Origin of the sequence: Methylorubrum sp. SL192 (assembly GCF_026672325.1) — a bacterium.
GTDB lineage: Bacteria > Pseudomonadota > Alphaproteobacteria > Rhizobiales > Beijerinckiaceae > Methylobacterium > Methylobacterium extorquens.
The window spans coordinates 4,206,516-4,232,743 of record NZ_JAPPQV010000003.1 but is presented as its reverse complement, the minus strand read 5'-3'; the positions used below and the strand labels follow the sequence as shown (position 1 = coordinate 4,232,743).

The window sequence follows — 26,228 nt, the reverse complement described above, 5'->3', positions numbered from 1 at the left end:
ACTCAATCGGGTCGCCCGACCGTCTCAACGCCGCGCCGTATCAGCCGCCCGTGGGCGGGAGTGGCGCGAGCCGCGTCAAGCGCAGCGCGATCAGCAAAGCCGCCACGTAGAGGCTGCCGAAGAAGCCCGCGACGCCGGGCCAGCCGTAATGCAGGAAGAACCAGCCGCCTGCCGTGCCGAGCAGGGACGAGCCGAGATAGTACATGCATAGATAGATCGCGGAGGCCTGTGCCCGGTCGCTCAAGGCCCGGCGCCCGACCCAGCTCGACGCCACCGAATGCGCGCCGAAGAAGCTGACCGTGACGACGACGATGCCACCGATGATGAGAACGAGGTTGTCCGCCAGCGTCAGGGCGATGCCGCCGATTCCGAGCAGGATCGCCAGCCACAGCACCTTGCGCCGCCCCAGCACCCCGGCGATGTGGCCGGTGATGGCCGAACTCGCGGTGCCCGCGAGGTAGACGATGAAGATCAGGCCGATCACCGTCTGGCTCAACGAGAACGGCGGATCGAGCAGGCGGAAGCCGATGTAGTTGTAGACACAGACGAAGCCGCCCATCAGCAGGAACGGTTCGAAGAACAGCCAGGGCAGGCCCGCATCCCGGAAATGGTGGGTGAAGGTGCCCGGCACCTCGCGCCAGCGCATCCGGTGGGCGAGAAAGTGCCGCGAGGGCGGTAGGGCGAACTGGAAGGCCAGAGCCGCGAACAGCGCCAGCACGCCGATGATGCCGAGGCCCCAGCGCCAGGAGGCGTGATCGGCGATCACCCCCGCCAGCAGCCGCCCGACCATGCCGCCGAGCGCGTTGCCGCCGATCAGCAGCCCCATCGACAGGCCGATGGCGCGGCCATGCATCTCCTCGCTGAGATAGGCCATGGCGACGGCGGGCAGGCCGCTCGCGGCGATGCCGGTCAGCGCCCGCAGCACCAGGAATCCGTGCCAGCTCGGCATCAGGACGGCGCCGATGGTGAGCAGGGCCGAGGCGAACAGCGAGACCGCCATCACCCGCTTGCGCCCCCACACCTCGGAGAGCGGGCTGACGATCAGCAGCGCGATGGCGAGTGTGGCGCAGGGCAGCGACAGCGCGAGGCTGCTCTCGGCCGGGGAGACCGCGAAGGTGTCGTGAAAGATCGGCAGCAGCGGCTGGACGCCGTAGAGCACCGCGAAGGTGGAAAACCCCGCCGCGAACAGGGCGAGCGTCGCCCGGCGAAAGGTCGGCGTCCCGGCCTCGATGAACCGGTCGCTGTCGTCCGCCATCGCCGTCCCGTGTTGCTCACGCTTAACCCTCCCCCACCTGCGCCGCAGGTGGGGGAGGGTCAAGATGTTGATTAACGCGGCGCCGGGGGTTGTTGCCCCTCCGCCTGCTGCTGGAGCAGCGGGGTGATGCGGCGGACGGTGACGCGGCGGTTCTCGCGGTTGGCGTCCTGCGTATTCACCTTCAGGTACTGTTCGCCGTAGCCCTGCGTGGTGAGGTTCTCCGGCGGCACCTGGAAGTTCTGCGTCAGCACCGAGGCGACCGACTGCGCCCGGCGGTCGGAGAGCGAGAGGTTGTCGATGTCCGAGCCGACCGCATCGGTGTAGCCCTCGATCAGGAACACCTCCTGCGGATTGTCCTTGATCGTCCGGTTGATCGCCTCGGCGATGGTCGAGAGGCGCTTGGCCTGATCGGGCGTGACGGTGAAGGAGCCGGTGTCGAAGGTGATCGTGTTGATGTCCACCGACGGCATCCGCGCACGGAGCTGCGGGCTGTAGCGCACCTGATCGAGCGTGTAGCGCCGATCGAGCTTCTGCACCGGCGGGGCTGACAGCGCCTCGTAGACGGCGCGCTCGTCCGCCTGCTCGTAATCGACCACGTAACGGTCGCGGGGGATGCGGATGTCCGGCGGGGGCAGTTCCACCACGTCCTCGTAGATCGGCCGGGGTGCGCCGCCATAGGCGTTGTTGATGATCACCACCTCGCGGCCGTCGCGGTAGCGGCGGGAGCGGCGCAGGAGCCGGCCGTCATCGTCCACGACGGTGATGATCTGGCCGCCCGCCGGGCTGTCGACGTAGCTGTAGATCTCACCGCCGCGCCGCTCGCTGCGATAGCCGCGGTCGCCATAGATGGTGCGGAAGCGCTCGTTCTCGTCGTGGCGGATGAAGGTGGTGTCGCGGTCGCGCACGATGATGCGGCCGGGCTCCCGGTAATAGGTCCGGCCATCGACATCGTACTCGCGGCGGTCGCGCCGGATCGTATCGTAGTCGCGGCCGCGATAATCGTCGTCGCGGAAGCCGCCGGGGACGTAGGCCGGTGTGCCCGGCACGTTTAAGCGGTCGCGACGGTCGCCACGGCGGTCATCGAACCGGTTTTCGTCGCGGCGATCACCGTCACGGCGGTCATTGGGGTCGCCGCGCCGGTCATCGCGGCGGTCGCCGTCGCGACGATCATCGAGGCTGCGCGAATCCGGCTGTGTGCCAGGAGCCGGCGCCGGCTGGCCCAGCGGGACGGCACCGGGCTGGGTCGGGGCCGCACCATCAGGCGGTTGAACCGGACGGCCGGGAACACCGGGTTGCTGGTTCGGCGCCACCGGACGGCCGGGAACGCCGGGCTGCTGATTCGGCGGCGTGCGACCGCCGGGCGCCTCCCGCGTGCCGTCGGGCTGCGCCGCGGAGGGTGCGGCCGGCTGGTCCGGTCGGGTGGGCTGCTGCACATTCGGCGTCGCCGGACGGCCGGGAACACCGGGCCGCTGGTTCGGCGGGGTGTTCGGCTGAGCCGGATTCGGGGCCGACGGCGTCGTCGGCTGCTCCGGGCGTTCCGCATTGGGCGGCGTCGGCGCGTTCGGAGCACGGCGCTGGTTCGGGGCGCTGTCGGGACGATCGGCCTCGCGGCCGGCGGGACGGCCCGGACGGTCCTGACCATCACGGTCGGGCCGGTCCGGGCTCTCGCGTCGGGCCGGCGCCTCGCGCTCGGGCGCTTCGCGCCGAGCGGGTGCGTCGCGGTCCGGCGTGCGCTCGCGGGACGCAGGCGCCGCCGGCCGTTCTTCGGAGCGATCGGGCCGCTGGGGCGGTGCCGCACGTTCGGGACGGTCCGGACGCTCCTGACGATCAGGACGCTCTTGACGTTCCTGGCGGTCGGGACGCTCCTGGCGCTCGGGCCGCTCTTGCCGCTCCTGCGCCGCCGGACGTTCGGGACGAGCCGGCCGCTCGGCGGGCTCGGGCCTCTCACGGGCGGCAGGCGCTTGGCGCGGCTCGGGCCGCTCCGGACGCTCGGATCTTTCCGGCCTCTCCCTTGCCGGCGGGCCACCGCGCTCGACGCCGCCACGCTCCGCCGGGCCGGCACCATCGGGTCCGCCGGGACCACCCGGTCCGCGTCCGCCACCGCGCGGTCCCTCGCCGGCATCCTCGCGCTGGGCCAGTTCGATCCGCCCGCCGTCACTGAGAGACCGCGCTGCGGACAGATCGGACAGGACGAGCGCGGGCAGCATGGTGCCGGCAAGGAGCAGCGAGCGGGTCATCCGCATGAAGTCGGCCTCGTAAAACACAATCGGCGGTTCCGAACACGGGCTGGCCGGATTGGTTCCCGATCGCTCCACGTCGAGATCCGACGGCGACCGGTCGAGGCAGGTGCTTCGTCTGCGGCTCATCAAACGATGAAACCGGGCTTTGCGCCCGGCGGCGCCGGTCTCAGGGGATGGGTGTCAGGGCCGGGGGCGGAAGCAGGCTCGGCACGATGACGCGAATGGCGCTGCTTCTCTCGCCGGTCGAGCCTGTCTGTTCGGCCTGCTCGGCGGCGTCCTTCGAGGCCGGGGCCACGGCGCCGTCGCGGCTGGCGGCGTCCGCCGCAAGCCCCGCCGCGGTCCGGTCGGCTCGACCGACCAGGGTCAGGCGCACCTTGGGCGCGCGGGAGAGCTTCTCGGCCGTCATCGGGGTGACGAAGATGTCGCCCTTGTGCCGCACCAGCATGCTCTCGGCCTTCACGAGCGACTGGGCCCAGGTCTGGCCCTCCTGCTTGCACGAGCAGTCGGCGGTGAAGCTCTTGCGGAACTTGAAGGCGGTGGGCAGCGCCGTGTAGGCGCGGCTGCCTTTGAGGGTGGCGGCGTATTTCAGGGCGTCGTCGCCATGCGGCATCGAGTAGGCGACCGCTTCCGTGCCGGGGCAGAGCGCCTGGCACATCTCATCGGCCCCGCCGCGCCCGTCCGGCAGGTTGCCCATCGGGAAATACGACCCGTCGCAGGTCTTCACGCAGATGACCTTCGGGCCGCCCCGGGCGGTCTGGCCGCCTGAAACGCCCTCTTGTCCCTCGCCGGGGATCAGGCCGGTGCAGGCGTTCGACACGGCGGAGACGAGTTGCCGACGGCGGGCGGCGACGACCTCGCCATCCCCACCGCCATAGGTGGCGTTGAGTGAACGGATCCGCGCTTCGACGGCGCCGCATTGCGGCGGCCGCGTATCGAAGAACAGGAACTTGCCGCCCTCGCAGTTGAGGCTGCGATAGTAAGACTCGAGACGCGCGACCTCGCTCTGGAGCGCCGACGCGGTCGAGGCGCTGGCGTTGAGGTTGGCGAGTTCCGTGCGGTAGCGCTGGCATGCCCAGACATCCGGCGCAGCCGCAGCCGGCCACGCTCCAGCGAGGACAAGCGCGGCGAGCGCGGCGCCGATTACGCGGCGAAACTGCGGTCCGATCATCGGCATGGTGCGGATGCTGGGGATCTCGAGCAGGGGGTCGCGGGAAAGGACGCGTGAGGATGCCGAGCCGCACGAAGCGGCACAAGCGATCACCGACATGTGTTAAAGCCCCTCGCCCTTTCGGGACAGAGACACCATGTCTCTGCGGCCAAGCTTTGAGGGGATTGCGTCGATGATGTGGCTCACGGGCACCAATGGGAGCGGCCGCTCGGTCGCGACCGGCCTCGTCGCGGGCGTCGCCGCCCTCGTCGTCTCTTGTCTCGCCGCGTCCGCCCCGGCCCGGGCCCAGGAGCCCGACCGGATCTTCGACAAGTCGACGGTCTGGCGCCCGCTGACACCCAACGATAAGCTCGTGGTCTACGGCATCGACGATCCGGCCGTGGCCGGCATCGCCTGCTGGTACACCCAACCCGAGAAGGGCGGCATCAAGGGGACGTTCGGTCTTGCCGAGGATGTCTCGGACATCTCGCTCGCCTGCCGGCAGGTCGGCCCGGTCCAGTTCAAGGACAAGGTCAAACAGGGCGAGGTGGTGTTCAGCGAGCGCCGCTCGCTGATCTTCAAATCGATGCAGATCGTGCGTGGCTGCGACGTCAAGCGCAATGCGCTGATCTACATGGTCTATTCGGACAAGGTGGTTCAGGGCTCGCCCAAGAACTCTACCTCCGCCGTGCCGCTCGCGCCGTGGGGGACCGAGCCGCCGCCGAAATGCGCGGATTTCGTGAAGTAGCGCGTCCGCCGAATCAATCCTGGCAGGTGATGCGCAGCGGGCGCGGCGCGCTCTTCACCGGAGCGGCGTCGCCGATGGCGCCGGTATACTCGTCCTGGGCAGCGACGCCATAATTGGCGGCGCTGGCAAAGCCCTGCGACTCGCACCACGCGTTGGCGACGACCTGTCCGCACTCGCTCGGGCCGCCGCTGAGGCACTCGCCGACGCCGTAGCCGTCTTCGGCCGGAATCAGGAACGTCTTCTCGACATGCTTGGGCGCAGGCGCGGGCTCACTACCGGCGATGGCCGGGAGGGCGGCGGTGGCGAGGACGAAGAGGGCGGCGACCGTGCGGCGCATGGTGAAAACCTTGTGAACGGGTTCGTTCGAGTGCGGAGTGTTCGGACGGCGCGGTAAACAAATCCTTGCCGGTCCGCCTTCGGTCGGTTGAGGGAGGGCGCATCCGCCGCCCCGCTCGAATTCATCACCGTTTTGCGGTAGCCCAACCCTGGCGCGGCGACCGTCGCGGCAGCGCAACAGCGGCGGCCGGCGGCTCCGGCGACACTGTGGCAGCGGTGCCGTTAGGCGCCGTGGGACGGCCGGCGGAAGCTGCTGGGCCGCAACGACAAACGACGAGGGCGGCACAGGCCGCAGGGGAGGCCGGGCAAGCCCGGCAGGAACGCAGTCGATGACGCCGATGTTGCGCCTCTACAACACGCTGACCCGCGAGAAGGCGGCCTTCGTTCCGATCGATCCGACGAATGTGCGGATGTATGCCTGCGGGCCGACGGTCTACGACGCGGCGCATATCGGCAACGCGCGGCCGATCATCGTCTTCGACCTGCTGTTCCGGCTGCTGCGCCACCTCTACGGCGCGGCGCACGTCACCTATGCCCGCAACGTCACGGACGTGGACGACAAGATCAACGCCCGCGCGCTCGAACGCGGCATCACCATCCGCGAACTGACCGACGGCACGCTGGCACAGTTCCACCGGGACATCCGTGACCTCGGCGTGCTGATGGCCGACGACGTGAACCGCGCGGGCGAGCCGGCGCGCTTCATCGAGCCGCGGGCGACCGACCACATCGCCGAGATGCACCGGCTGATCGAGGGGCTGGTTGCCGCCGGCCACGCCTACGTGGCGGAAGGGCACGTTCTGTTCGACGTGCCCTCCATGCCCGATTACGGCGCGCTCTCGAAGCGCCCGCTCGACGAGATGGAATCGGGCGCACGGGTCGAGGTCGCGCCCTACAAGCGCTCGCCGCTCGATTTCGTGCTGTGGAAGCCGTCAAAAGCGGGCGAACCGTCCTGGCCCTCACCCTGCGGGATCGACCTGCCCGGCCGGCCCGGCTGGCACATCGAGTGCTCGGCGATGTCGTGGAAGCATCTCGGCGAAACCTTCGACATTCATGCCGGCGGCCTCGATCTGATCTTCCCCCACCACGAGAACGAGGTAGCCCAATCGCGCTGCTGCTTCGGCACCGACGTGATGGCCCATGTCTGGCTCCACAACGGCTTCCTGCAGGTCGAGGGGGAGAAGATGTCGAAGTCGCTCGGCAACTTCATCACCATCCGCCAGGTGCTGGACGACTGGCCGGGCGAGGTCGTGCGCCTCAACATGCTCAAGACCCACTACCGCCAGCCGATCGACTGGACCCTGCGCGGCCTCGAGGAATCGAGCCGGATGCTGGACCGCTGGTACGAGGCCGCCGGCGAAGCGGCGCCCGACGCGGAGATGCCCGAAGGCGTGGTCGAGGCGCTCTGCGACGACCTGAACACGCCCGCGGCCCTCGGCGAATTGCATCGCCTTGCCGGCACCAGCCCCTCCGCACTCAAGGCCGGCGCGGGCCTGATGGGTTTCCTGGCCGTCACGCAGGCGCAGCGCGAAGCGGAGCGGGTCGGCGCGGCCGGCATCGACGTGGCGCGGGTCGAGGCGCTGATCGCCGAGCGCAAGGCGGCCCGCGCCGCGAAGGACTGGGCGGCCTCCGACCGGGTGCGCGACGCGCTCACCGCAATGGGCGTGAGCGTGAAGGACAACAAGGACGGCACCACCACCTGGACGGTGGCGGGCTGAAGGGCTGCCCGAACCCTAGGGGATGGCTGGGCGAGGTGCGCAGCGCCGAAGCGATCAGCCCTTCAGCCGCTGCAACCAGCCGCCACGATGGGCGTAGGAGCGCCCGCCGAGGCGGCGCAAAGCCTCGGTCGTCGGCACGATCGGGTACTCGGCATAGACCTGCGCGATCTCGGCGGCCGTGTTGGGCAGCCGCGAGAATTCCTCGAGGATCGCCTCGTAGTTCGTCTTGAGCGTGCGCGAGGACGGATCGAGGCCGGTGACGATCACGAGGCCCGTGGGGGCGGCGTCCACGAGCATCACGTCGAGATCCGGCCGGTAGCGCTTCAGGATCGGCACGATCTTCCAGACGTCACCGGTCCACCAGTTCTCGAACGGGGTGCCGCGCCCGCGGATGCCGGCCTGCATCGGGTCGCGGTCGGCCATCGGCGCGGCCACCGGCAGGCAGTCGTGCATCACGATGATCGAATCCCGCCGGCAGATCGCTTCCGTGTTGAAGAAATCCCGCAGCAGGAATTCGAACAGGTGCATCCCGTCGAGGAAGGCGAGATCGATCCGGCCGCCGACATGGCGGCGCAGGTTCAGGTTCGCGAAAAACACGTCGCTCATCGTCTGGAACAGCGAGACCCTGACCTTGTTGGCCGCGACGTTGGTCTTGAGCTGGAACTCCGGATCGACGGCGACGCCGTGACGGCAGGCGATGCCCGAGAAGATGTCGCCGAAGGCAACGCCGATTTCCAGGTAGCGCTGGACGGCGGCATTGCGCGAGAGGCGGGCCAGCACCGTCCCGTAATACTCGCCCTGGTGCTCGCCGGCGATGGTCTGGCCGGGCTCGATCGTGGCGGCCATCAGAAGCGCTTCTCGATCAGTTCATCCGCCAGCGGCGCCGGCTCGACCCGGCCCAGAACCTCGCGCAGCGTTTCCACGACAAGGTCGGGATCCTCGCCGACGAGGTAGTTCAGATCGAGCCCCTCGCGGATGAAGCCGTGGGCGCGCATGTGGTCGATCAGGGTGATCAGCGGGTCCCAGAAGCCGTTTACCGAGAGCAGCAGGATCGGCTTGCGGTGCTGGCCAAGCTGGGCCCAGGTGAGCTGCTCGACCAGTTCCTCCAGCGTGCCGATGCCGCCGGGCAGGGCGACGAAGGCGTCGGCGCGGTCGAACATCAGCCGCTTGCGGGTGTGCATGTCGGAGACGACGATCGTCTCCTGCACCGCATCGAGCATGCGCTCGCGCGACTTCAGGAAATCCGGGATGATGCCGGTGACGTAGCCGCCCGCCTCGAGCGTCGCACTCGCGACGGTGCCCATCAGGCCGACATTGCCGCCGCCATAGACGAGCTTGATCCTCTGACAGGCCAGCGCCGTGCCGAGCCGTTGGGCGGCGTCGGCAAAGGCCGGATCACCGCCGAAGCCGGACCCGCAATAGACGCAGACGGAAGTGAGCGGCACCATCACAGGCCTCCCCGACCGCGACGGCGGGACACGGCCGGGCCTTTATCCGAGCGACAGATTGCTGAGTTTGCCGAGGAAACGACGGCGCAGCCGTGTTCGAGCTTTGGTGTTCTTCTCATGTTCGTTAATATGTCACCGGATTTAGACGGGTTTTCGACACGCGGCGGCAGATCGTGCGCGCCCGCGGCGGCCCGTGGCGTACGGGAGTAGGCGGCCATGACGGCTGAGGTACGGCGAAGCATCGTCCTCGCGATTGCGGGCCTGCTCGGCGGCTTCGCCATGGTGGTCGCGTTGTTCGGGACCGGAGAGCTTCTCAAGCGCAACGCGGCGGTCAATCCTTCTGCCGAAACACCGGCCACGCCGGACAAGCCTTCGGCCGGGACGCAGACCGGCGACCGCGCGGGTAAGGCGCCCTCGACGGACTCCCCTCATGCCGCCCTCGGAGCCCTCTCGCAAGAGGGGATCGGGCCGGGAGAACCGAGCGCAGCCGATGCGAGGCCGCGTGCGGATGACGGCACGCCGACCTTCGACATCGTGCGTGTCGAGCCCGACGGAGCGAGCGTGATCGCCGGGCGCGCGGCGCCGAACAGCCGCATCGAGCTGCTGCGCGACGGAAAACCCTTCGCCAGCGCTCAGGCCGACGCCGCCGGCCAGTTCGCCCTGACGCCGCCGGACCTGCCGCCGGGCTCGAGCGAAATCGCCTTGCGCGCCACCGGCGCCGACGGAAAGCCGCTGCCGGGGCGTGAGAGCGTGACCGTCGTGGTCGCCGAGGCACGCAACACCAAGCCGCTGATCGCCCTGACGGCCCCGGACGCGCCGACGCGGGTTCTGTCCCAACCCGGCGCGCCGGACGCCTCCGGCAAGCCGCCGGCCACGGTTGCCGCCGAAACGCCCGGCCGGGCCGGGCCCGAGCCGAAAGTCGCCGAGGGATCGCGGGGAGCCGGCAAGGCGGCATCGGGGGCGGGCGCCCTTCGCATCGTCAGCGTGGACGCGCAGGAGGGCGGGCGCCTGCACGTCACCGGCCAGACGACGGCGTGGAGCAGCCTGCGCCTCTACCTCAACGACACTATGGTCGCCTCGGGACAATCCGGAGCCGACGGGCGGGTGGCGTTCACGATCGGGCGCGGGGTGAAGCCGGGCGCCTACCGCATCCGTGTCGATTCCGTCGATTCGGGGGGCAGCAAGGTGAAGGCTCGCGCCGAGGTCGCCTTCGCCTATCCCGACAGCGTGCCGCCGACGCGCTACGCCGACAACAGCCCGGCCGAGACAACAGCACCCGCGGCGACGGGCAAGCCTTCCGCGACGGCACCGGCTGCGGCGAAGCTCAAATCCGGCGAGGTGGGGGCCGCACCGAGCCCCGCAGCTCCCCCGACCAGGGCAGGTGGCGCGGCAGGGACCGAACCGGAGCGTCCGGCTGCGTCCGGCACCGGGTCTTTGGCCGCAGCGGCACCGGCGCCGGGCGCGGATGGCAGAGCCGCCGCGCTCTCGCCGCGCCGTCCGGACGGCATCGAGGGGGGCGCCGTGTTCGTGCCGGAGGTCGCCACCGCCCGGATCACGCGCGGCGACAGCCTGTGGCAGATCAGCCGGCGCACCTATGGCCGCGGCAACCGCTACACCGTGATCTACGACGCCAACCAAGAGCAGATCCGCGACCCGAACCGGATCTATCCCGGCCAGATGTTCGTGCTGCCGAACAACGAATCCAAGCCGAGCGTGCCGTCCGCCAAAAGCGGCCCAGACCGCCGGACCTGACGGAACGGGCGGAGGCCCGAGGCGCGAAGAGGATGTGCGATCCGGTGCGAGCGCCTATATGCGCCTCGCGACGGCCGCCTGGCGCCGAAAGATCTCTTCGAACCTCATCATGGCAAATGCACCCGTGCCGGCGGGGGAGGGCGCGTCTCCGCCCCTCGAACGCCCTGGCCTTCTGACGACCTATCGCCGGCTCTGGCCCTATCTCTGGCCACACGGCCGCGTCGATCTTCAGCGCCGGGTCTTCCTCGCCTTCGGCCTCCTGTTCGTCGCCAAGGCCGCGACGATGGTGATGCCCTTCACCTTCAAATGGGCCACCGACGCGCTGGTCGCGGCCATCGGCTCCAAGGACGGCGCCGGCGAGGCCGCCGCTGCAGTGCCGGCCGGGCTCCTCTCGGCGCCCTTCCTGCTGATCGCGCTCTACGGCCTGTCGCGTATTGCCATGGCCGGGCTCACGCAGGTTCGCGACGGGCTGTTCGCCAAGGTCGCGATGCATGCCGTGCGCAAGCTCGCGCTCCAGACCTTCGAGCACATGCATCGTCTGTCCCTGCGCTTCCACCTCGAGCGCAAGACCGGCGGCCTCACCCGCGTGCTGGAGCGCGGCCGCTCCGGCATCGAGGAATTGTCGCGCCTGATGGTGCTGACGCTGGTGCCGACCATCGTCGAGCTGGTCCTCGTGCTCGGCATCCTCGCCTACGAGTTCGACTGGCTCTACTCTGTCGTCGTGGCGGCGATGATCGCCAGTTATCTCGGCTTCACCTGGAAGGCGACCGACTGGCGCATCGGCATCCGCCGCCGGATGAACAACTCGGACACCGAGGCCAACTCCAAGGCGGTCGATTCGCTGCTCAACTTCGAAACGGTGAAGTATTTCGGTGCCGAACGGCGCGAGACCGCCCGCTACGACGCGTCGATGGAACGCTACGAGAAGGCCTCGACCCAGACCTACGTCTCGCTCGCCGTGCTCAATGCCGGCCAAGCCGTAATCTTCACCGTCGGCATGACGGCGGTGATGCTCCTGGCCGCCCGCGATATCATGGCTGGTAACACCACCATCGGCGGCTTCGTGCTCGTCAACACGATGCTGATTCAGCTCTCGATGCCCCTGAACTTCATGGGCATGATCTACCGTGAGATCAAACAGGCGCTGATCGACATCGACGACATGTTCCTGATCCTCCACCGCAACCCGGAGATCGCCGACCGCGCGGGCGCGCCCCCGCTCAAGGTCGAGGCCGGGACGGTGCGCTTCGAGGATGTGCGCTTTGCCTACATCCCGGAGCGGCCGATCCTGCGCGGCGTCTCGTTCGAAGTGCCGGCCGGGAAGACTGTGGCCATCGTCGGCCCCTCGGGGGCGGGCAAATCCACGCTGTCGCGCCTCCTCTTCCGCTTCTACGAGCCGGGGGCCGGCCGCATCACCATCGACGGCCAGGACATCACCGCCGTCCGTCAGGATTCGCTGCGCGCGGCGATCGGCATGGTCCCGCAGGACACGGTGCTGTTCAACGACACGATCGGCTACAACATCCGCTACGGCCGCTGGGACGCGACCGAGGCCGAGGTGCGGGAGGCCGCTCGCCTGGCCCAGATCGACCGCTTCATCGAGAGCCTGCCGGAGGGCTACGACACGCCGGTGGGCGAGCGGGGGCTCAAGCTCTCGGGCGGCGAGAAGCAGCGCGTGGCGATCGCTCGCACCATCCTGAAAGGGCCGCCGATCCTCGTGCTCGACGAGGCCACCTCGGCGCTCGACTCGTTCACCGAACGCGACATCCAGACGGCCCTCGACCGGGTCAGCCAGGGCCGCACCACGTTGGTCATCGCGCACCGCCTCTCGACGGTCATCAACGCCGACGAGATCCTCGTGCTCGACCAGGGCCGCGTGGTCGAGCGGGGCAATCACGCCGAATTGCTCGCCCGCGGGGGCGTCTACGCCGCGCTCTGGAACCGCCAGCGCGAGGCGGATGCCGCCCGCGAGGCGCTCAAGCGGGCCGAGGACGAGCGCCTGCTGCTGGAAGAGGCGCGGCGCTCGGAGCCGGAAGCCGTGCACTAACCCGCGGTTGACGGAACCGCGCCCCCCTGCCATCCGGCGGGGAAGATTCGCCCCGCCGGAGTCCAACGGGAGCCCATGACCGACCTCATCGAGACGATCCGCCGGACGCTCGTGCCGATCCACAAGGAGGGCTACCCCTTCATCCTGATCGGCATCGTGCTCACCGTGGTGCTCGGCTACTTCTCGCAGTTCTTCGGCTGGATCTTCCTGATCCTGACGCTCTGGGTCTGCTACTTCTTCCGCGATCCCGAGCGGGTGGTGCCGGTCGGCGACGGCCTCATCGTCTCCCCCGCGGACGGGCGCGTGAACCTGATCTCGACCGTGCTGCCGCCGGCCGAACTCGACCTCTCGCACGAGCCGATGCTGCGGATCTCGGTGTTCATGAACGTGTTCGACTGCCACGTGAATCGCGTGCCGGTCTCCGGCAAGATCGGGCAGATCCACTACACGCCGGGCCTGTTCCTCAACGCCGAGCTCGACAAGGCGAGCGAGGACAACGAGCGCAACGGCCTCGTCATGGAGACGACGCATCGCGGCCAGCCGGTGCGCATCGGCGTGGTGCAGATCGCCGGCCTCGTGGCCCGGCGCATCGTCGGCTTCGTCTCGGCCGGCGAGTCCCGCCAAGTCGGCGAGCGCTTCGGCCTCATCCGCTTCGGCTCGCGGGTCGATGTCTACCTGCCGCTCGGCACCCGCGTGCTCGTTGGCCTCGGCCAGAAGGCGGTGGCCGGCGAGACCGTATTGGCCGACCTCGGTGGCGGCTCGGAGCGGGCCTTCCGCCGCATCTGATCTCTTTGCAGAAGAGCGACATGCCGAGAAGCGACGAGCCGAAAGACACGTCGAGAGACGAGTCGAGCGACGACATGGACGATCTGTTCCCGCCCTTCGCGCCGGACCCGAACGATCGGCCGCGCCGGTTCCGGCCGGTGCCGTTCCGGATGATCGCGCCGAATATGATCACCCTGCTCGCGCTCTGCCTCGGGCTGACCGCGATTCGGCTGGCCTTCGAGGGCCGGTTCGAGCCGGCGGTGATCGCGGTGATCGTCGCCGCCGTCCTCGACGGGATCGACGGCCGCGTGGCGCGCCTGCTCAAGGGCACGTCGCGCTTCGGCGCCGAACTCGACTCGCTCTCCGACTTCGTCAATTTCGGCTGTGCCCCGGCGCTGATCCTCTACAGCTTCACCCTGCACAACCTGAAATCCGTCGGCTGGATCGTCGCCCTGGTCTTCGCCATCGCCATGTGCCTGCGGCTCGCGCGCTTCAACGCGATGCTCGACGATCCCAACCGCCCCGAATGGAAGAAGGACTACTTCGTCGGCATGCCGGCGCCAGCCGGCGCCATCACCGGCATGCTGCCGCTCTATCTGCATTTCCTCGGCCTCGACTTCAGTGCCTGGGGTCGGCCGGTGATCCTCGTCTACGTGCTCGCCATCGCGCTCCTCGTCGTCTCCACCGTGCCGACCTTCTCGGGCAAGACCTGGGGCAAGCGCGTGCCGCGCGACCTCGTGGTTCCGATCTTCCTCGTCGTGGTGGTGGGCTTCGGCCTCGTGATCAGCTTCCCGTTCGAGGCGATGGCGGCGGTGAGCCTGGCCTATCTCGCGGGCCTTCCCTTCGGCGCCGCGCAGTACCGCAAGCGCCTGAAGCAGGAGGCGGCGCGCACGACCGCCTCCGCGACGGCGGAGCATCCGGCGTCGCCGGGGGCCTAGCGCTCCGCCCCCGCGACGATCCCTCCGCCGACCGGGATCTGGCCCCGCGCCCCGTCCGGCCTCCGTCCCGTCACCCGTATTGGGGCGAGTGAGGAGACAGCCGTGACAGGTGAGACGGATTTCGTCCGGCGGATCGGGATCGTACATCCGATCATCCAGGCTCCCATGGTCGGCCCGAAGGCGCCGCTCGCCGCTGCCGTTAGCGGCGCCGGCGGCCTCGGCTCGCTCGCCTGCGCCGCGCTCACGCCCGATCAGATCCGCGCCGAGACGGCCGCGATCCGGGCCGTGACGGAGGCGCCATTCAACCTGAACTTCTTCTGCCACGAGACGCCCGCACCCGACCCGGCGCGCGAGGCCGCGTGGCGGGCCGCCCTCGCACCCTACTACGCGGCGTTCGGGCTCGACCCGACGGCGCCGGTGGCGATGGCCAACCGTACGCCCTTCGACGCCGCGATGGCCGAGGTGGTGGAAGAGCTGCGCCCGGCGGTCGTCAGCTTCCATTTCGGCCTGCCGGCAGAGCCGCTGCTGCAGCGGGTGCGGGACGTGGGCTGCCTGATCCTGTCCTCGGCCACCACCGTGCGCGAGGCGCGCTGGCTCGCCGAGCGCGGCGTCGATGCGGTGATCGCGCAAGGGGCGGAGGCCGGCGGTCACCGCGGTATGTTCCTCACCGACGCGACCGCCTCGCAGGTCGGCACCATCGCCCTCGTGCCGCAGATCGTGGACGCCGTGGATGTGCCGGTGATCGCGGCGGGCGGCATCGGCGATCCCCGCGGCGTCGCGGCGGCCTTCGCGCTGGGTGCCAGCGCCGTGCAGGTCGGCACCGCTTATCTGCGCTGCCCCGAGGCCGGCATTTCCGCGCCCTATCGTGCGGCGCTGGCGGCGGCCCGCGACGAGGACACGGCGCTCACCAACGTGCTGACCGGGCGCCCGGCCCGCGGCCTGCTCACCCGTGCGGTGCGCGAGCTCGGACCCATCAGCCCGCTCGCTCCGGCCTTTCCCGGCGCGGCGGTGGCGGCTCCAGCCCCTGCGCACGGCCGCGGAGGCGGTGGGCTCAGGCGATTTCTCGCCGCTCTGGTCCGGGCAGGCGGTCGGCCTCTCGCGGGAGCGGCCGGCGGCGGAACTGACCCACCTGCTGGTGAGCGGGAGTCCACGATAGGCCGAAACGAGAAAGGGCCGCCCCGAGGGGCGGCCCTTCCAGATTCCGAGACGATCTCGAAAAATTAGCGCGAGTAGAACTCGATGACGAGGTTCGGTTCCATCTGCACCGGGTAGGGCACCTCGGTGAGGCCCGGGATCCGGGTGACGCGGGCGGTCATCTTGTGATGATCGACCTCGATGTAGTCCGGCACGTCGCGCTCGGCGAGCTGCGAAGCCACGACCACGATCTCGAGCTGGCGGGACGCTTCCTTCACCTCGATCACGTCGCCGGCCTTGACCTGGTAGCTCGGGATGTTGACCCGGCGGCCGTTGACCTTGATGTGCCCGTGGTTGACGAACTGGCGCGCCGCGAACGGGGTCGCCACGAACTTCGAACGGTACACCACGGCGTCGAGGCGGCGCTCGAGCAGACCGATCAGGTTCTCACCGGAGTCACCGCGCAGGCGGATCGCCTCGGCGTAGTAACGGCGGAACTGCTTCTCGGTGATGTTGCCGTAGTAGCCCTTGAGCTTCTGCTTGGCGCGCAGCTGCGTGCCGAAGTCGCTCATCTTGCCCTTGCGGCGCTGGCCGTGCTGGCCGGGGCCGTATTCGCGGCGGTTCACGGGGCTCTTCGGGCGGCCCCAGATGTTCTGGCCCATGCGGCGATCGAGCTTGTGCTTCGCCTGGACGCGTTTTGACATCGCTGTTCCTCTGGAACAAAATTTTGAGGAACGCGCCCTCCTCTCCCTCTTCGCCGAAGCGGCGAGGGCGACAGGGCGGCTGTTACCGCCCACGGGTGCGCATGAAATGCGACGGGGCCCCAAACCGGAGCCCCGTACACCAGCGGGTGCCTAGACGAGAACGCCGACACGGTCAATGCCGCGCCCTGGAGGATCGCTCGTAGCGATCCTCCAGGACTTTCTCATTCGGCCTCAAACGCCGGCGGCCGCCTCCGCGGCCTCAGGCTTTCGCTCCGCTCGGTGCTTTCCGGGGCTCACGCCCCGAAAAGCCCGCTCCGCGCGGCGCTCTTCGCGCCGCGAAGCCGCTCAGGCGGCTTCGAGCGATGGCCCTGCCCCTATCCTCACCTTTCGTTAACCCTCGTATCGCCTGAATCGCGCGAGAGAATCCCCGAACTCTGACGGAGCGCCGACCCATGCCGACGCCAGCCACCCGCGCCAGCCTGATCGGGCTTGCCCTTGCCAGCGGCCTTCTCGCCGGCCCTGCGCGAGCCGACTTCCAATCCTGCCTTGCCGGCATCCAGGCGCAGGCCGCCGGGGCCGGCGTCTCGGCCCAGACCTTCCGCGCCGCGACGGCCAACATCGCCTACGACGACAAGGTGATCGAGCTGTCCCAGGCGCAGCCGGAATTCAAGACGCCGATCTGGGACTACATGTCGGCGCTGGTCGACGAGGAGCGGGTCGAGGACGGGCGCGCGGCCATGCGCCAGCATGCCCAGGCCTTGGCGAACGCAGAGGCACGCTACGGCGTCGATCGTCACACCATCGCCGCGGTGTGGGGCGTCGAGTCCAATTTCGGCAAGAACCTCGGCAAGATGCCGCTGGTGCAGTCGCTTGCCACGCTCGCCTGCTCAAGCAACCGCCGTCGCGACTTCTTCCGCACCGAACTGATCGCGACGCTGAAGATCATCGAGCGCGGCGACATTGAGGCCTCGCGGCTGACCGGCTCCTGGGCCGGCGCCTTCGGCCAAACGCAGTTCATGCCGACCACCTACCAGCGTCTGGCCGTGGACGGCGACGGCGACGGGCGGCGCGACGTGGTCGATTCGGTGGCCGACGCGGTCGCCTCCACCGCCAACTTCCTGCGCGTCGCCAAATGGTCGAACGGCCAGCCCTGGGGCTACGAGGTGCGGCTGCCGCGCGGCTTCAACGTCGCCACCGCGGGCCGCAAGAACAAGCACGCCGTCGGCCACTGGGCCTCGCTCGGCGTCACCCGGGTCGATGGCAAGGCGCTGACGGGGGAGGGGCCTGCCGGCATCATCGCGCCCGCCGGCATCAACGGCCCGGCCTTCCTCGTGACGAAGAACTTCGACGCGATCTATTCCTACAACGCCGCTGAGTCCTACGGGCTGGCCATTGCCGTCCTCTCGGACCGCCTGCGGGGCCGCCCCGGCGTCCAGGCCGACTGGCCGACCGACGATCCGCCGCTCTCGCGTGCCGAGCGCCGCGACCTCCAGACCCGCCTGACCGCTCGCGGCTACGATGTCGGCGAGCCGGACGGCAAGGTCGGCTCCAAGACCCGCGAAGCGATCAAGGAGATCGAGCGCCAACTCGGCATGCCCGCCACCGGGCGGCCGGGCGGCAAGGTGCTGGAGGCGCTGCGGCGGGGGTAGCGGCAACCCGGCGCGCCACTCTCGTCCGCGCTCAGAGCCCCGGAAAACGGGCTTTGACCTCGTTGACGAAGGCATCCGCCTGCTCGACGGCCCAACGGCCGTCGTCCGCCGCCAGCACGTCACCGAAATAGTCGGAGGAAAGCCGAAGCTTCTCGACCTGATTCAGAGAGCGTCCGAAAGCCGGATCGATCCGGCCCGTTGCGACGAGACGCTGACCGAACGCCGCAATCAAACCGCGGTGCGTCTTGATGGTCGCCAGCGGGCCAACGTCTTCGGGAAGCGTCATCAACGCGGCACGAGCCGCGTCGAACATCGCGTAATACGCGCGATTGCAGGCCCCCTCGGGATCACCGTCATGGAGAAGCACCCGCGCGCTCGCCAAGGCTCGCTCAGCCTTCCGCATGAAGGACGCGGGACTGTCGGGCGTCTCGCTCACACGCGCACCCCGTCGCGCCAAATCGCATCGATGAGCGCCGGGTTGCTGAACGCGACCCGGCGTTCGAGTTCGTCCTCCCAAAGCGGAAGCGGATCAACGAGCACACCCGTTTCCATCAGAACGTCGAATGCGATTCCGGCCATCTCTCGCGACGCGGAACGTCGATCGCCCGAAGAGCCCGCGAGCACGACGGCCAAATCCGCATCGCTGTCCGCTTGATGGCTGGCACGCGCGCGGCTCCCGAACAAGACGCCGCCCCGAACGGGATAGCGGCCTTCGAGCCGCTCCAGAAACACCTTGGCGACATCCAAGATCTTGCGATCGACCGATCCGCCAGGTGCGCTGATCGTCCTCATCACAGTGGTTGTCCAATCCTCGGTAGTCTCCAACTCATCTAGCACGGCACAAGGGCTAGAGGAGCCGCAGATTCTCCTCACACGCTTTTCGGTCGGTCGCTGGGGTTTCACCCCACCCCGTCAACGCGAGGCGATCGAACGGAACCTCCCGAACGTCGCCGAAAAACAAAAAACCCGCCCCGATCATCTCGGGACGGGCGCATCGGCAAGAGCGGCCCCGCAGGGCCACTCTCAGATAGGACTTACTCAGCGGCAGTCGCGGCGGCGGCCTTCTGGGCCTTGGCCTTATCGGAGCGGTCCGAACGCTCGACGATACGGGCCGACTTACCGCGGCGGTCGCGCAGGTAGTAGAGCTTGGCGCGACGCACCTTACCGCGGCGGACCACCTTGATCGAATCGATCATCGGGGAGTGCACGGGGAAGACGCGCTCCACGCCCTCGCCGTAGGAGATCTTGCGGACGGTGAAGCTCTCGTTGAGCCCGCCGCCGTTCCGGGCGATGCAGACGCCCTCATAGGCCTGGACGCGGGTACGCTCGCCTTCCTTGACGCGAACGTTGACGATGACCGTGTCGCCCGGCTCGAAATCCGGAATGGTCTTGGCGAGGCGGGCAACTTCTTCCCGCTCAAGCTGCTCGATGATGTTCATTGAAAAAGCTCCGGCCGTTAGCGCCCGTCCGGTAAAGTCCGGGCGTCAGGATTTCGGCATCCTGTTGTGAGTTGGGCGGGGCTGTACAGGATGCCCGCCGCTTTGTCGATGGGGTGAGCGCCCCGCTCCGGCAATCACCCGAGCGGGAGCGTCACGATACGATCATGCTCCCGAACGCCGACGATCCGTCAGGGGCGATCAGTTCCGCAGGGAACCGGTGGTCGTGACCGCGGCCTGCGGCTTCGCCTTGGGGGCCTCGGATTTGTGGGTCTCGGGCTTGTGGGCCTCGGCGGCCTTTTCGTCCTTGCCGGGCTTCTTGCCCAGGACCTTGCTGAACGCGCTTACATCGCCGTCCGCGTCGGCCACGGTGACACGGGCCGGCTTGGCTGAGCCGGGCTTGGTGTGACCCGCCTTGCTGTCAGCCGCCTTGGCCGGCTCCTGCACGGCGACCACCGTCGTCGGCTTCACCTGCTCCTTACGGGCGGCGGCGGCCTTGGTCGGGCCGGGCGCGTCGGCGGGAGCGGCGGCGATCAGGACGGGCTTGCCCTTGGCATCGACCTCGAACTCGTTCGGCCCGAGCGCGAGGCTCTCCGGCCGGCTGACGTCACCGAGGTGATAGCGGCCGTATTCCTTGGCCGTATAGGCGAGCTCCTTCTCCTTTTCCTTCTCGTTCTCGATCAGGGCTGCGAAGGTCGGCCCCTCCGGCTTCTGGGGGCGGAAGACCGGGTTCTGACCGCCGTCGTCATAGACGACGCGGGTCGCAGGCGTGCCCTTGGCGATCAGCTCGGCAACCTCGTGGCTGTCGCGGTCGCGCTTCTCGGCGACCAGCGGATCGACCCGCGGCGTGCAATTGCCCGCCGCCACATCGGCACCGCCGAACACGTATTTGGTGCCGCAGGCCGCGACCCGCGGCTCCTCCTTGAGGGTCTCGAAATAGTCCGAGCCTTCCTTGAGGTTCTTCCAGAACGGCGCGTTGGGGTCGTTACGGAACTTGGCGATGTTCGAGGCCGTCATCCGGAACGGGTAGGACTGGAACTGGAACGCGCGCTGGCCGCCGTTGAAGGCCTCGCGGGCGATGGCGTAGATCTCCGACATCGAGGCGTCGGTCATCGCGAAACAGCCCGACGACGAGCAGGTGCCGTGCACCATGATGTAGTTGCCGGTGCCGCCCTTGGCCCGGTCGATGGCGTTGGGGTAGCCGACATCGAAGGAGAGGTAGTAGCTCGAATTCGGGTTCATCTGACCCGGCGTGATCGCGTAGAACCCTTCCGGCGCCTGCCGGTCGCCCTGCTTCAGCTTGGGGCCGAGCTGGCCCGACCAGCGGCAGATCGGGAAGGTCTTCAGCAGCGCGTACTGGCCATTGGCGCCGCGCTTCCACACCTCCATCTCCGCTTCCTTCTTGAAGGCGCGGATCAGGATCGGGTCGGATTGGCTCATGCCTTTGGTCTGCATGAGCGCGAGCGTCTGCGGGGGAATCGGCGTCAGGCTGCGGGTCGAAGCGCCGCCAAGCATGGCGCTGTCCTGGCAGGCACCGAGGGTCATCGCCAGAGCGACGGCAGCAGCCGCCACAAACGGACGCACAGCCATGGGGAACCCGTCCTTACGTGTCCTCGCCCGCAGGGCAATTCCTGCCCTTTTGCGGACGTCACTCCCCGAACCCTATAGGCTCGCTAAGCTTACCCAGAGCTTACCGCAAGACGGCGATCCACATTGTGGACAGCCGTTGCAAATCCATCACGGTTCCGCGGGAAATGGGCTGCGCTCCCGCAGAACAGCCTTCACGAAGGCGTCATCGGCGGAATCGGCGAAGCGAACACCGACCGATGGCGAACGAACCTCGATCCGGAGCCAGTCGAGATGCGGCTCCTGCGCGAGCACGCTCAGCGTCCGGCTCTCCCCCTGGTGCAGCTGAAGCATCAGGAGGTGATTGTCCGCACCCCGCGCCGTCAGCGCATCACAGATCGCCCGAACCGTCGCGGCCTCGGTGGGGAGGGCGGTCATCAGGTAGAAGCGGTTGCGGGCGCCGGGCCGGTCCAGGGCCGCACGCAGCCGCCGCACGCCGGCTTGCAGGAAACGGTAATCCTCGTCGCTGGCCGCCGGGTCGTGGTGGTTGAACACGAACGGAATCGCGTGCCGATCCCGGTAGAGGAGATGGCGGCACCGCGTCTCGTTCGGTGCCTGCCGCTCATGCAGGGGCGTGCTCTCGTAGTGGCGCCGGTCGAGCAGATCGGAAAAGTCGTCGGCCAGGCAATCGCGGACCATTCCCGGCGACGAGAAGATCCAGTCGAAGGGCGCCGACCATGTGCGCAGGTCGAGCCCCTTCAGGATCTGCGCGGTATGGCAGTGGCTGCCGAGCGAGATGTGGTTGACGGCGCCGGGCTCGCGGAGGTCGCGCCGGCCGAGGCGGCGCAGACCGTTCAGCAGGCCCGCGCCGAGCCCCCGTTTCACAGCTTGCGGCCGATCTCGAGAAACTTCTGAGCGCGCCGGTCGCGGACCTCGTCCGGGCTCAAACCTTCGAACTCGGTCAGCGCGCGGGCGATAGCGTCACCGGTGGCGTTGAGCGCCGCCTGACGGTCGCGGTGCGCGCCGCCGGTGGCTTCGGGGACGATGGAATCGATGATGCCGAGGCGCAGCAGATCCTGCGCGGTGATCTTCATGGCGGTGGCGGCGTCGTGCGCCCGGCCCTGGTCGCGCCAGAGGATCGAGGCGGCGCCCTCCGGCGAGATCACGCTGTAGATGGCATGTTCCAGCATCATCACCGTGTTGGCGGTGGCGATGGCGATGGCCCCGCCCGAGCCGCCTTCGCCGATGACGACGGCGACGTTCGGCACGCCAAGCGCGAGACAGGCTTCCGTGGAACGGGCGATGGCCTCGGCCTGGCCGCGTTCCTCGGCCTCGATGCCGGGGAAGGCTCCGGCGGTGTCGACGAAGGCGAGGACCGGCAGGCCGAAGCGGTCGGCGGTCTCCATCAGGCGCACGGCCTTGCGGTAGCCCTCCGGCCGGGCCATCCCGAAATTGTGCCGCAGCCGCGCCTCGGTGGTCGCGCCCTTCTCCTGGCCGAGGACGCAAACCGGGCGGCCGCGAAAGCGCCCGAAGCCGCCGATGATGGCCTCGTCCTCGCCGAAGGTGCGGTCGCCGGCCAGCGGCGTGAACTCCTCGATCAGCCCGGCGCAGTAATCGACGAAATGCGGTCGCTGCGGATGGCGCGCGACCTGCGTCTTTTGCCAGGGGGTGAGGGCGGCGTAGATCTCGGCGAGCGCCTGGGCCGCCTTGCCCTCCAGGCGTCCGACCTCCTCGCTAATCGAGACCGCGCCGTCGCGCTGGCCCAGGGCCTTGAGTTCCTCGAGCTTCGCCTCGAGTTCCGCCACGGGCTTCTCGAAGTCGAGATAGGAGCGCATCACCGCCATCGATCGTCGGTCCAACTTCTTGCTCGGCAGCCGTGCACCCGCCTGGCGCCCTGCGACCGGCGCGAGGTGTTCGGGGAAGCGGGCATGGGTGTCAACCGCCGCTTAGCGTCAGCGCGTGCGGCGCAGCAAGATCGACTTCGCCGAACCATTGGGGCAAGTCGTGGGGTGAGAGGGTCCGCGCGGCCCGCGAACCGGAGGGAAATCATGAGCCTGCAAGGGAAAGCCGCCGTGGTCACCGGCTCGACGAGCGGCATCGGCCTCGCCATCGCCAAGAGCTTCGCGAAAGACGGCGCCAACGTGGTCCTCAATGGATTCGGCAACCCCGAGGACATCGAGCGGACCCGCAGCGGCATCGAGAGCGAGTTCGGGGTCAAGGCGGTCTATTCGCCCGCCGACCTCACCAAGCCGGACGAGATCGGCGGGCTGATCGCACTCTCGGTCGAGACGTTCGGCAGCATCGACATCCTCGTGAACAATGCGGGCATCCAATACGTCTCGCCGATCGAGGACTTTCCGGTCGAGAAGTGGGACCAGATCATCGCCCTCAATCTCTGCTCGGCCTTCCACACCCTGCGTGCGGCCGTGCCGCACATGAAGGCGAAGGGCTGGGGCCGGGTCATCAACACGGCTTCGGCGCACTCGATGGTCGCCTCGCCCTACAAGTCGGCCTACGTCGCGGCCAAGCACGGCGTCGTCGGCCTCACCAAGACGGCGGCGCTCGAACTCGCCACCCACGGCATCACCGTGAACTGCATCTCACCGGGTTATGTCTGGACGCCGCTGGTGGAGAGCCAGATCCCGGACACGATGAAGGCGCGCGGCCTCACCAAGGAACAGGTGATCGAGGAGGTGCTGCTCAAGGCGCAGCCGACCAAGGAATTCGTGACGATCGATCAGGTGGCCGCGCTCGCCCTGTTCCTGTGCACGGACAGCGCCAGCCAGATCACCGGCGCCAACATCGCCATGGATGGCGGCTGGACGGCGCAGTAGCACCGCCGAACTGTGGAGCGCAGCGCTAAGGCATCGTCCCGAAAGTCGGTAGCCGGCTTTCGGAAAAAATGCTGCAAAAGCAGGAGTCTAAGTCATCGTCCTGGGTTTGGAATCCAGGACGATGATCGAGAGCCGCGCTCCGATGGCTTCGCTCAGCGGCGCGAATGCAGCAGCAGGGCGAGGCCGTAGCCGACAGCGCCGGCGATCATGAGAGCAAGGAACGGGTTCTCCCCGACCTGCGTCTCGACCCGCTCGCGCCCGTCGCGCAGATACGTGCCGCCGTTGCGGCTGACGCGGTCATAGGCATCCTCCGCATAGCCGCCGACATCGTCGGCGATGTCGCGCACGGTGTCCTTGGCCTGCCCGTAGATGCGCTGCGCGCGGCCCTCGGCTTCCCGGTAGCGGCCCTCCAGCGAATCCCGGTCCGAGCCGAGCGCATCGCCCACCACGCCCTGCGCCCGGCCGCCGAGATCCTTTGCGGTGCCGACGATGCGATCCGAATCCACCATGGCGGAACTCCTGTTTTTGTTAGGCCCGCCACCTTGAGAGTTTCGGGCGGGCGTCGGACAGGAGAACGTGCGAGGAGGGATTCGGTCCCGCGCCGCCGCGAAAAAGCGGCGTCCGCCGTCCCGCTGAAGACGCGGATCAGCCCGCCTCGGCCAGCACCACCGCCCGCGGCGGCGGGAGGTTGGAGCGCAGTTCGCGGCTGACCGCCGAGGAGGTCGCGACGGTACCGAGATTGACGTAGGTCTCGTGGTTCTTCTCGATCGCCGAGAGGTCGTAGAGGTAGTTCACCATCAGCCCGTAGGACTGCTTCAGACCCTTCTTCGAAGTGTCGCCGAGGAAGTTCATCCGCTCCAGCCGGGCGCCGTTGCCGAGATGGAAGCGGGCCACCGGATCGAGCGGGCGGCCCTTCTCGTTCTTGGCGCGCAGGAAATAGGCCGCCGCCGCGGGCAGCATGGCGCGCCGCACCGCCTCGCACTTCGTCTTGTCGCTGCGCCAATCCTCGGTATCGAGCAGGCGCAGCGCCTCCACATCCTCCCGCGTCAGGCCCTGCGGCGCGTCGGCGCCACGCTCCCGGTCGAGCCAGGTGCGGAAGCCGGGCACCGGCGAGAGGGTGACGAAGGTCTTCAGCGAGGGAATCTCGCGGGCGAGATCCTCGACCACCTGCTTGATGAGGAAGTTGCCGAAGGTGACGCCGGCCAAGCCCTTCTGGCAGTTCGAGATCGAGTAGAAGATCGCGGTCGTGGCGCTGCGCGCGGGCACCGGTTCGCGCCCGTCGGCCAGGATCGGCTGGATCGCCGGAGCAATGGCGTTGGTGAGCGCCACCTCGACGAAGATCAGCGGCTCGTCGAGCAGGGCCGGGTGGAAGAAGGCGAAGCAGCGCCGGTCCGTCGGCTGGATGCGGCGGCGCAACTCGTCCCAATCGGCGATCTCGTGGACCGCCTCATAGCGGATGATCTTTTCGAGGATGTCGGCCGGCGTCGACCAGTCGATCGGGCGCAAAACGAGGAAGCCCCGGTTGAACCAAGAGGCGAACAGGTGCTCGAAATCGCTGTCGAGGCTCACCGCTGCGTCGATCGTCTCCGGGGCGGCTTCCCGATCCTTCAGGCGCTTGCGAAGCGTGAACAGATCCTCGCGCATCCGCACCAGCGCCAGGGTGCCGCCGCGGGCGAGGTTGAGCCGCCGAATCAGCTCCTGCGAGCGCGGCTCGGCCGCCACGTGCAACAGACCGAGTCGGGCCCGCGTCGGATCGGCACGGTAAGCGGCGATCGCAGCATCGACCGCGTCATGGTCGGCACCGAATTCGGTGGCGACGAGTTCGAGGAAGGCGAGCCGGTCCTCAAGGGGAAAGGCGGCATAGCGATCGAGGATCAAGCGCGCGAGCGCGACGCCCGAGGCTTCGCCGCGCCGGGAAATCAGGTCTTCGCAGAACCGGGCGAGGTCGGCCGCGCTCGCCGTCCGCGCCAGATCGGAACGGGCCAAGCCGATGAGGTCCCGGCCCCGGTCGCTGATGGTCTGGATGAGATCGCCGAGGAACGAGATCGCCGCCATGACCGAACAAGCCCTTGGATCCGCCGAGCCGACGCAGACAAGGCTCGGCCGTTACCGGAACCTAAAGCCTACGCCGCCTCGGCGCCAGATATGGGAGGTATGCGGGAACCCCGCCGGGCGCCTCCGGCAACACCATTCCGCTGCGCGAATCACCCTGTCGCGGCAGGCGATGGTCGGCCGAGGCCGAGCCGTCGGCGGCCCTCAGAACTCGGCCTCCGCATGCGGCGCGAGATCCACCGTGTCGGCGCGTTCGCGCCAATCGTTCACACCGCGTGAGCGGGCAAAGCGGATCTCTGCGGCCTTCAGGGCGCGCTCCGGATCGCGGGCGCGCGAAATCTCGACGAAGCCGACCGTGAAGGGCACCCCGAGGATCTGCTTCGCGAAGTGGACGCGGTAATTCGACATACACGACTCCTCATCTTGAAGCGGCGGCCGGCCACCTGGAAAAAATGTGCG

Annotated in this window: 24 protein-coding genes and 1 pseudogene; 9 read left to right on the top strand and 16 right to left on the bottom strand. The window is 68.7% G+C overall.

The features are described 5' to 3' along the window. Window positions 1–40: 40 nt before the first annotated feature. The 3 genes from OVA30_RS20405 to OVA30_RS20395 all read right to left on the bottom strand — a co-directional run bounded on the left by OVA30_RS20405 (window position 41) and on the right by OVA30_RS20395 (window position 4,762). Window positions 41–1,255 (bottom strand): MFS transporter, encoded by a 1,215-nt coding sequence (locus OVA30_RS20405; RefSeq protein ID WP_012255793.1) that lies wholly within the window; start codon window positions 1,253–1,255, stop codon window positions 41–43. A 71-nt stretch (window positions 1,256–1,326) separates the two neighbouring features. Next, window positions 1,327–3,498, bottom strand: a complete 2,172-nt coding sequence (locus OVA30_RS20400; RefSeq protein ID WP_268176626.1) for an OmpA family protein — start codon at window positions 3,496–3,498, stop codon at window positions 1,327–1,329. A gap of 163 nt (window positions 3,499–3,661) precedes the next feature. Then, window positions 3,662–4,762 (bottom strand): DUF2865 domain-containing protein, encoded by a 1,101-nt coding sequence (locus OVA30_RS20395; RefSeq protein WP_268176625.1) that lies wholly within the window; start codon window positions 4,760–4,762, stop codon window positions 3,662–3,664. Between the two features lie 73 nt (window positions 4,763–4,835). On the opposite strand from OVA30_RS20395, the gene OVA30_RS20390 reads away from it, so the two are divergent. Then, a complete protein-coding gene (locus OVA30_RS20390; protein ID WP_147016480.1) occupies window positions 4,836–5,390 on the top strand; it encodes a CreA family protein in 555 nt (184 codons plus the stop codon). A 13-nt stretch (window positions 5,391–5,403) separates the two neighbouring features. On the opposite strand, the gene OVA30_RS20385 is transcribed toward OVA30_RS20390, so the two are convergent. Beyond that, entirely contained in the window at window positions 5,404–5,727 is a 324-nt protein-coding gene (locus OVA30_RS20385) for a hypothetical protein (RefSeq protein WP_003605962.1), read from the bottom strand. A gap of 328 nt (window positions 5,728–6,055) precedes the next feature. On the opposite strand from OVA30_RS20385, the gene cysS reads away from it, so the two are divergent. Further along, window positions 6,056–7,444 (top strand): cysteine--tRNA ligase, encoded by a 1,389-nt coding sequence (gene cysS / locus OVA30_RS20380; protein WP_268176622.1) that lies wholly within the window; start codon window positions 6,056–6,058, stop codon window positions 7,442–7,444. A gap of 54 nt (window positions 7,445–7,498) precedes the next feature. Here the strand turns inward: cysS and OVA30_RS20375 are convergent, their stop codons facing one another. Both OVA30_RS20375 and OVA30_RS20370 read right to left on the bottom strand, forming a co-directional pair. Further along, on the bottom strand, window positions 7,499–8,290 hold the full coding sequence (locus OVA30_RS20375; protein ID WP_268176620.1) for a class I SAM-dependent methyltransferase: 792 nt from the start codon (window positions 8,288–8,290) through the stop codon (window positions 7,499–7,501). Further along, on the bottom strand, window positions 8,290–8,892 hold the full coding sequence (locus tag OVA30_RS20370; protein ID WP_268176619.1) for a TIGR00730 family Rossman fold protein: 603 nt from the start codon (window positions 8,890–8,892) through the stop codon (window positions 8,290–8,292). Before OVA30_RS20370 ends, OVA30_RS20375 begins: the two co-directional genes overlap by 1 nt. A gap of 216 nt (window positions 8,893–9,108) precedes the next feature. Here OVA30_RS20370 and OVA30_RS20365 point away from each other — a divergent pair, with 216 nt between their 5' ends. The 5 genes and pseudogenes from OVA30_RS20365 to OVA30_RS20345 all read left to right on the top strand — a co-directional run bounded on the left by OVA30_RS20365 (window position 9,109) and on the right by OVA30_RS20345 (window position 15,550). Next, window positions 9,109–10,644, top strand: coding sequence for a LysM peptidoglycan-binding domain-containing protein (locus OVA30_RS20365; RefSeq protein ID WP_268176618.1), 1,536 nt, complete (start codon window positions 9,109–9,111; stop codon window positions 10,642–10,644). 109 nt (window positions 10,645–10,753) lie between these two features. After that, a complete protein-coding gene (locus OVA30_RS20360; protein ID WP_268176617.1) occupies window positions 10,754–12,691 on the top strand; it encodes an ABCB family ABC transporter ATP-binding protein/permease in 1,938 nt (645 codons plus the stop codon). Window positions 12,692–12,766: 75 nt separating this feature from the next. Further along, window positions 12,767–13,477: a phosphatidylserine decarboxylase gene (locus OVA30_RS20355; RefSeq protein ID WP_003606210.1), complete on the top strand. Its 711-nt coding sequence runs from the start codon at window positions 12,767–12,769 to the stop codon at window positions 13,475–13,477. A gap of 74 nt (window positions 13,478–13,551) precedes the next feature. Beyond that, complete coding sequence (locus tag OVA30_RS20350) at window positions 13,552–14,394, top strand: CDP-alcohol phosphatidyltransferase family protein (RefSeq protein WP_238507895.1); 843 nt, start codon at window positions 13,552–13,554, stop codon at window positions 14,392–14,394. A 102-nt stretch (window positions 14,395–14,496) separates the two neighbouring features. Next, window positions 14,497–15,550 (top strand): annotated as a pseudogene (locus tag OVA30_RS20345) (NAD(P)H-dependent flavin oxidoreductase). Window positions 15,551–15,614: 64 nt separating this feature from the next. Here OVA30_RS20345 and rpsD read toward each other — a convergent pair. Beyond that, complete coding sequence (gene rpsD / locus OVA30_RS20340) at window positions 15,615–16,232, bottom strand: 30S ribosomal protein S4 (protein ID WP_003603696.1); 618 nt, start codon at window positions 16,230–16,232, stop codon at window positions 15,615–15,617. Between the two features lie 452 nt (window positions 16,233–16,684). Between rpsD and OVA30_RS20335 the strand changes: the two genes are divergently transcribed. Next, window positions 16,685–17,881, top strand: coding sequence for a lytic murein transglycosylase (locus tag OVA30_RS20335; protein WP_268176616.1), 1,197 nt, complete (start codon window positions 16,685–16,687; stop codon window positions 17,879–17,881). A 31-nt stretch (window positions 17,882–17,912) separates the two neighbouring features. On the opposite strand, the gene OVA30_RS20330 is transcribed toward OVA30_RS20335, so the two are convergent. From OVA30_RS20330 to OVA30_RS20305, 6 genes are all read right to left on the bottom strand, one after another. Further along, window positions 17,913–18,317, bottom strand: coding sequence for a HEPN domain-containing protein (locus tag OVA30_RS20330; protein WP_246687605.1), 405 nt, complete (start codon window positions 18,315–18,317; stop codon window positions 17,913–17,915). Beyond that, window positions 18,314–18,673 (bottom strand): nucleotidyltransferase domain-containing protein, encoded by a 360-nt coding sequence (locus OVA30_RS20325; RefSeq protein ID WP_147016475.1) that lies wholly within the window; start codon window positions 18,671–18,673, stop codon window positions 18,314–18,316. Before OVA30_RS20325 ends, OVA30_RS20330 begins: the two co-directional genes overlap by 4 nt. 242 nt (window positions 18,674–18,915) lie before the next feature. Further along, window positions 18,916–19,320, bottom strand: a complete 405-nt coding sequence (rplS, locus tag OVA30_RS20320) for a 50S ribosomal protein L19 (RefSeq protein ID WP_003603692.1) — start codon at window positions 19,318–19,320, stop codon at window positions 18,916–18,918. A gap of 198 nt (window positions 19,321–19,518) precedes the next feature. Further along, complete coding sequence (locus OVA30_RS20315; protein WP_268176614.1) at window positions 19,519–20,907, bottom strand: L,D-transpeptidase family protein; 1,389 nt, start codon at window positions 20,905–20,907, stop codon at window positions 19,519–19,521. A 147-nt stretch (window positions 20,908–21,054) separates the two neighbouring features. Further along, the gene (locus tag OVA30_RS20310) at window positions 21,055–21,768 is read right to left on the bottom strand and encodes a DUF1796 family putative cysteine peptidase (RefSeq protein WP_268176613.1); all 714 of its coding nucleotides are present in this window, start codon (window positions 21,766–21,768) and stop codon (window positions 21,055–21,057) included. Further along, window positions 21,765–22,718 carry an acetyl-CoA carboxylase carboxyltransferase subunit alpha gene (locus tag OVA30_RS20305; protein ID WP_268177519.1) on the bottom strand — a complete coding sequence of 318 codons (954 nt, stop codon included), beginning with the start codon at window positions 22,716–22,718 and terminating at the stop codon, window positions 21,765–21,767. Before OVA30_RS20305 ends, OVA30_RS20310 begins: the two co-directional genes overlap by 4 nt. A gap of 213 nt (window positions 22,719–22,931) precedes the next feature. Between OVA30_RS20305 and OVA30_RS20300 the strand changes: the two genes are divergently transcribed. Then, window positions 22,932–23,717 (top strand): 3-hydroxybutyrate dehydrogenase, encoded by a 786-nt coding sequence (locus OVA30_RS20300; RefSeq protein ID WP_012255776.1) that lies wholly within the window; start codon window positions 22,932–22,934, stop codon window positions 23,715–23,717. Between the two features lie 152 nt (window positions 23,718–23,869). Here the strand turns inward: OVA30_RS20300 and OVA30_RS20295 are convergent, their stop codons facing one another. From OVA30_RS20295 to OVA30_RS20285, 3 genes are all read right to left on the bottom strand, one after another. Beyond that, window positions 23,870–24,226: a CsbD family protein gene (locus tag OVA30_RS20295; RefSeq protein ID WP_003603685.1), complete on the bottom strand. Its 357-nt coding sequence runs from the start codon at window positions 24,224–24,226 to the stop codon at window positions 23,870–23,872. A gap of 136 nt (window positions 24,227–24,362) precedes the next feature. After that, window positions 24,363–25,772: a malonyl-CoA decarboxylase gene (locus OVA30_RS20290; RefSeq protein ID WP_015824750.1), complete on the bottom strand. Its 1,410-nt coding sequence runs from the start codon at window positions 25,770–25,772 to the stop codon at window positions 24,363–24,365. 201 nt (window positions 25,773–25,973) lie between these two features. After that, window positions 25,974–26,177, bottom strand: a complete 204-nt coding sequence (locus OVA30_RS20285) for a hypothetical protein (RefSeq protein ID WP_003603680.1) — start codon at window positions 26,175–26,177, stop codon at window positions 25,974–25,976. Window positions 26,178–26,228 lie beyond the last annotated feature (51 nt).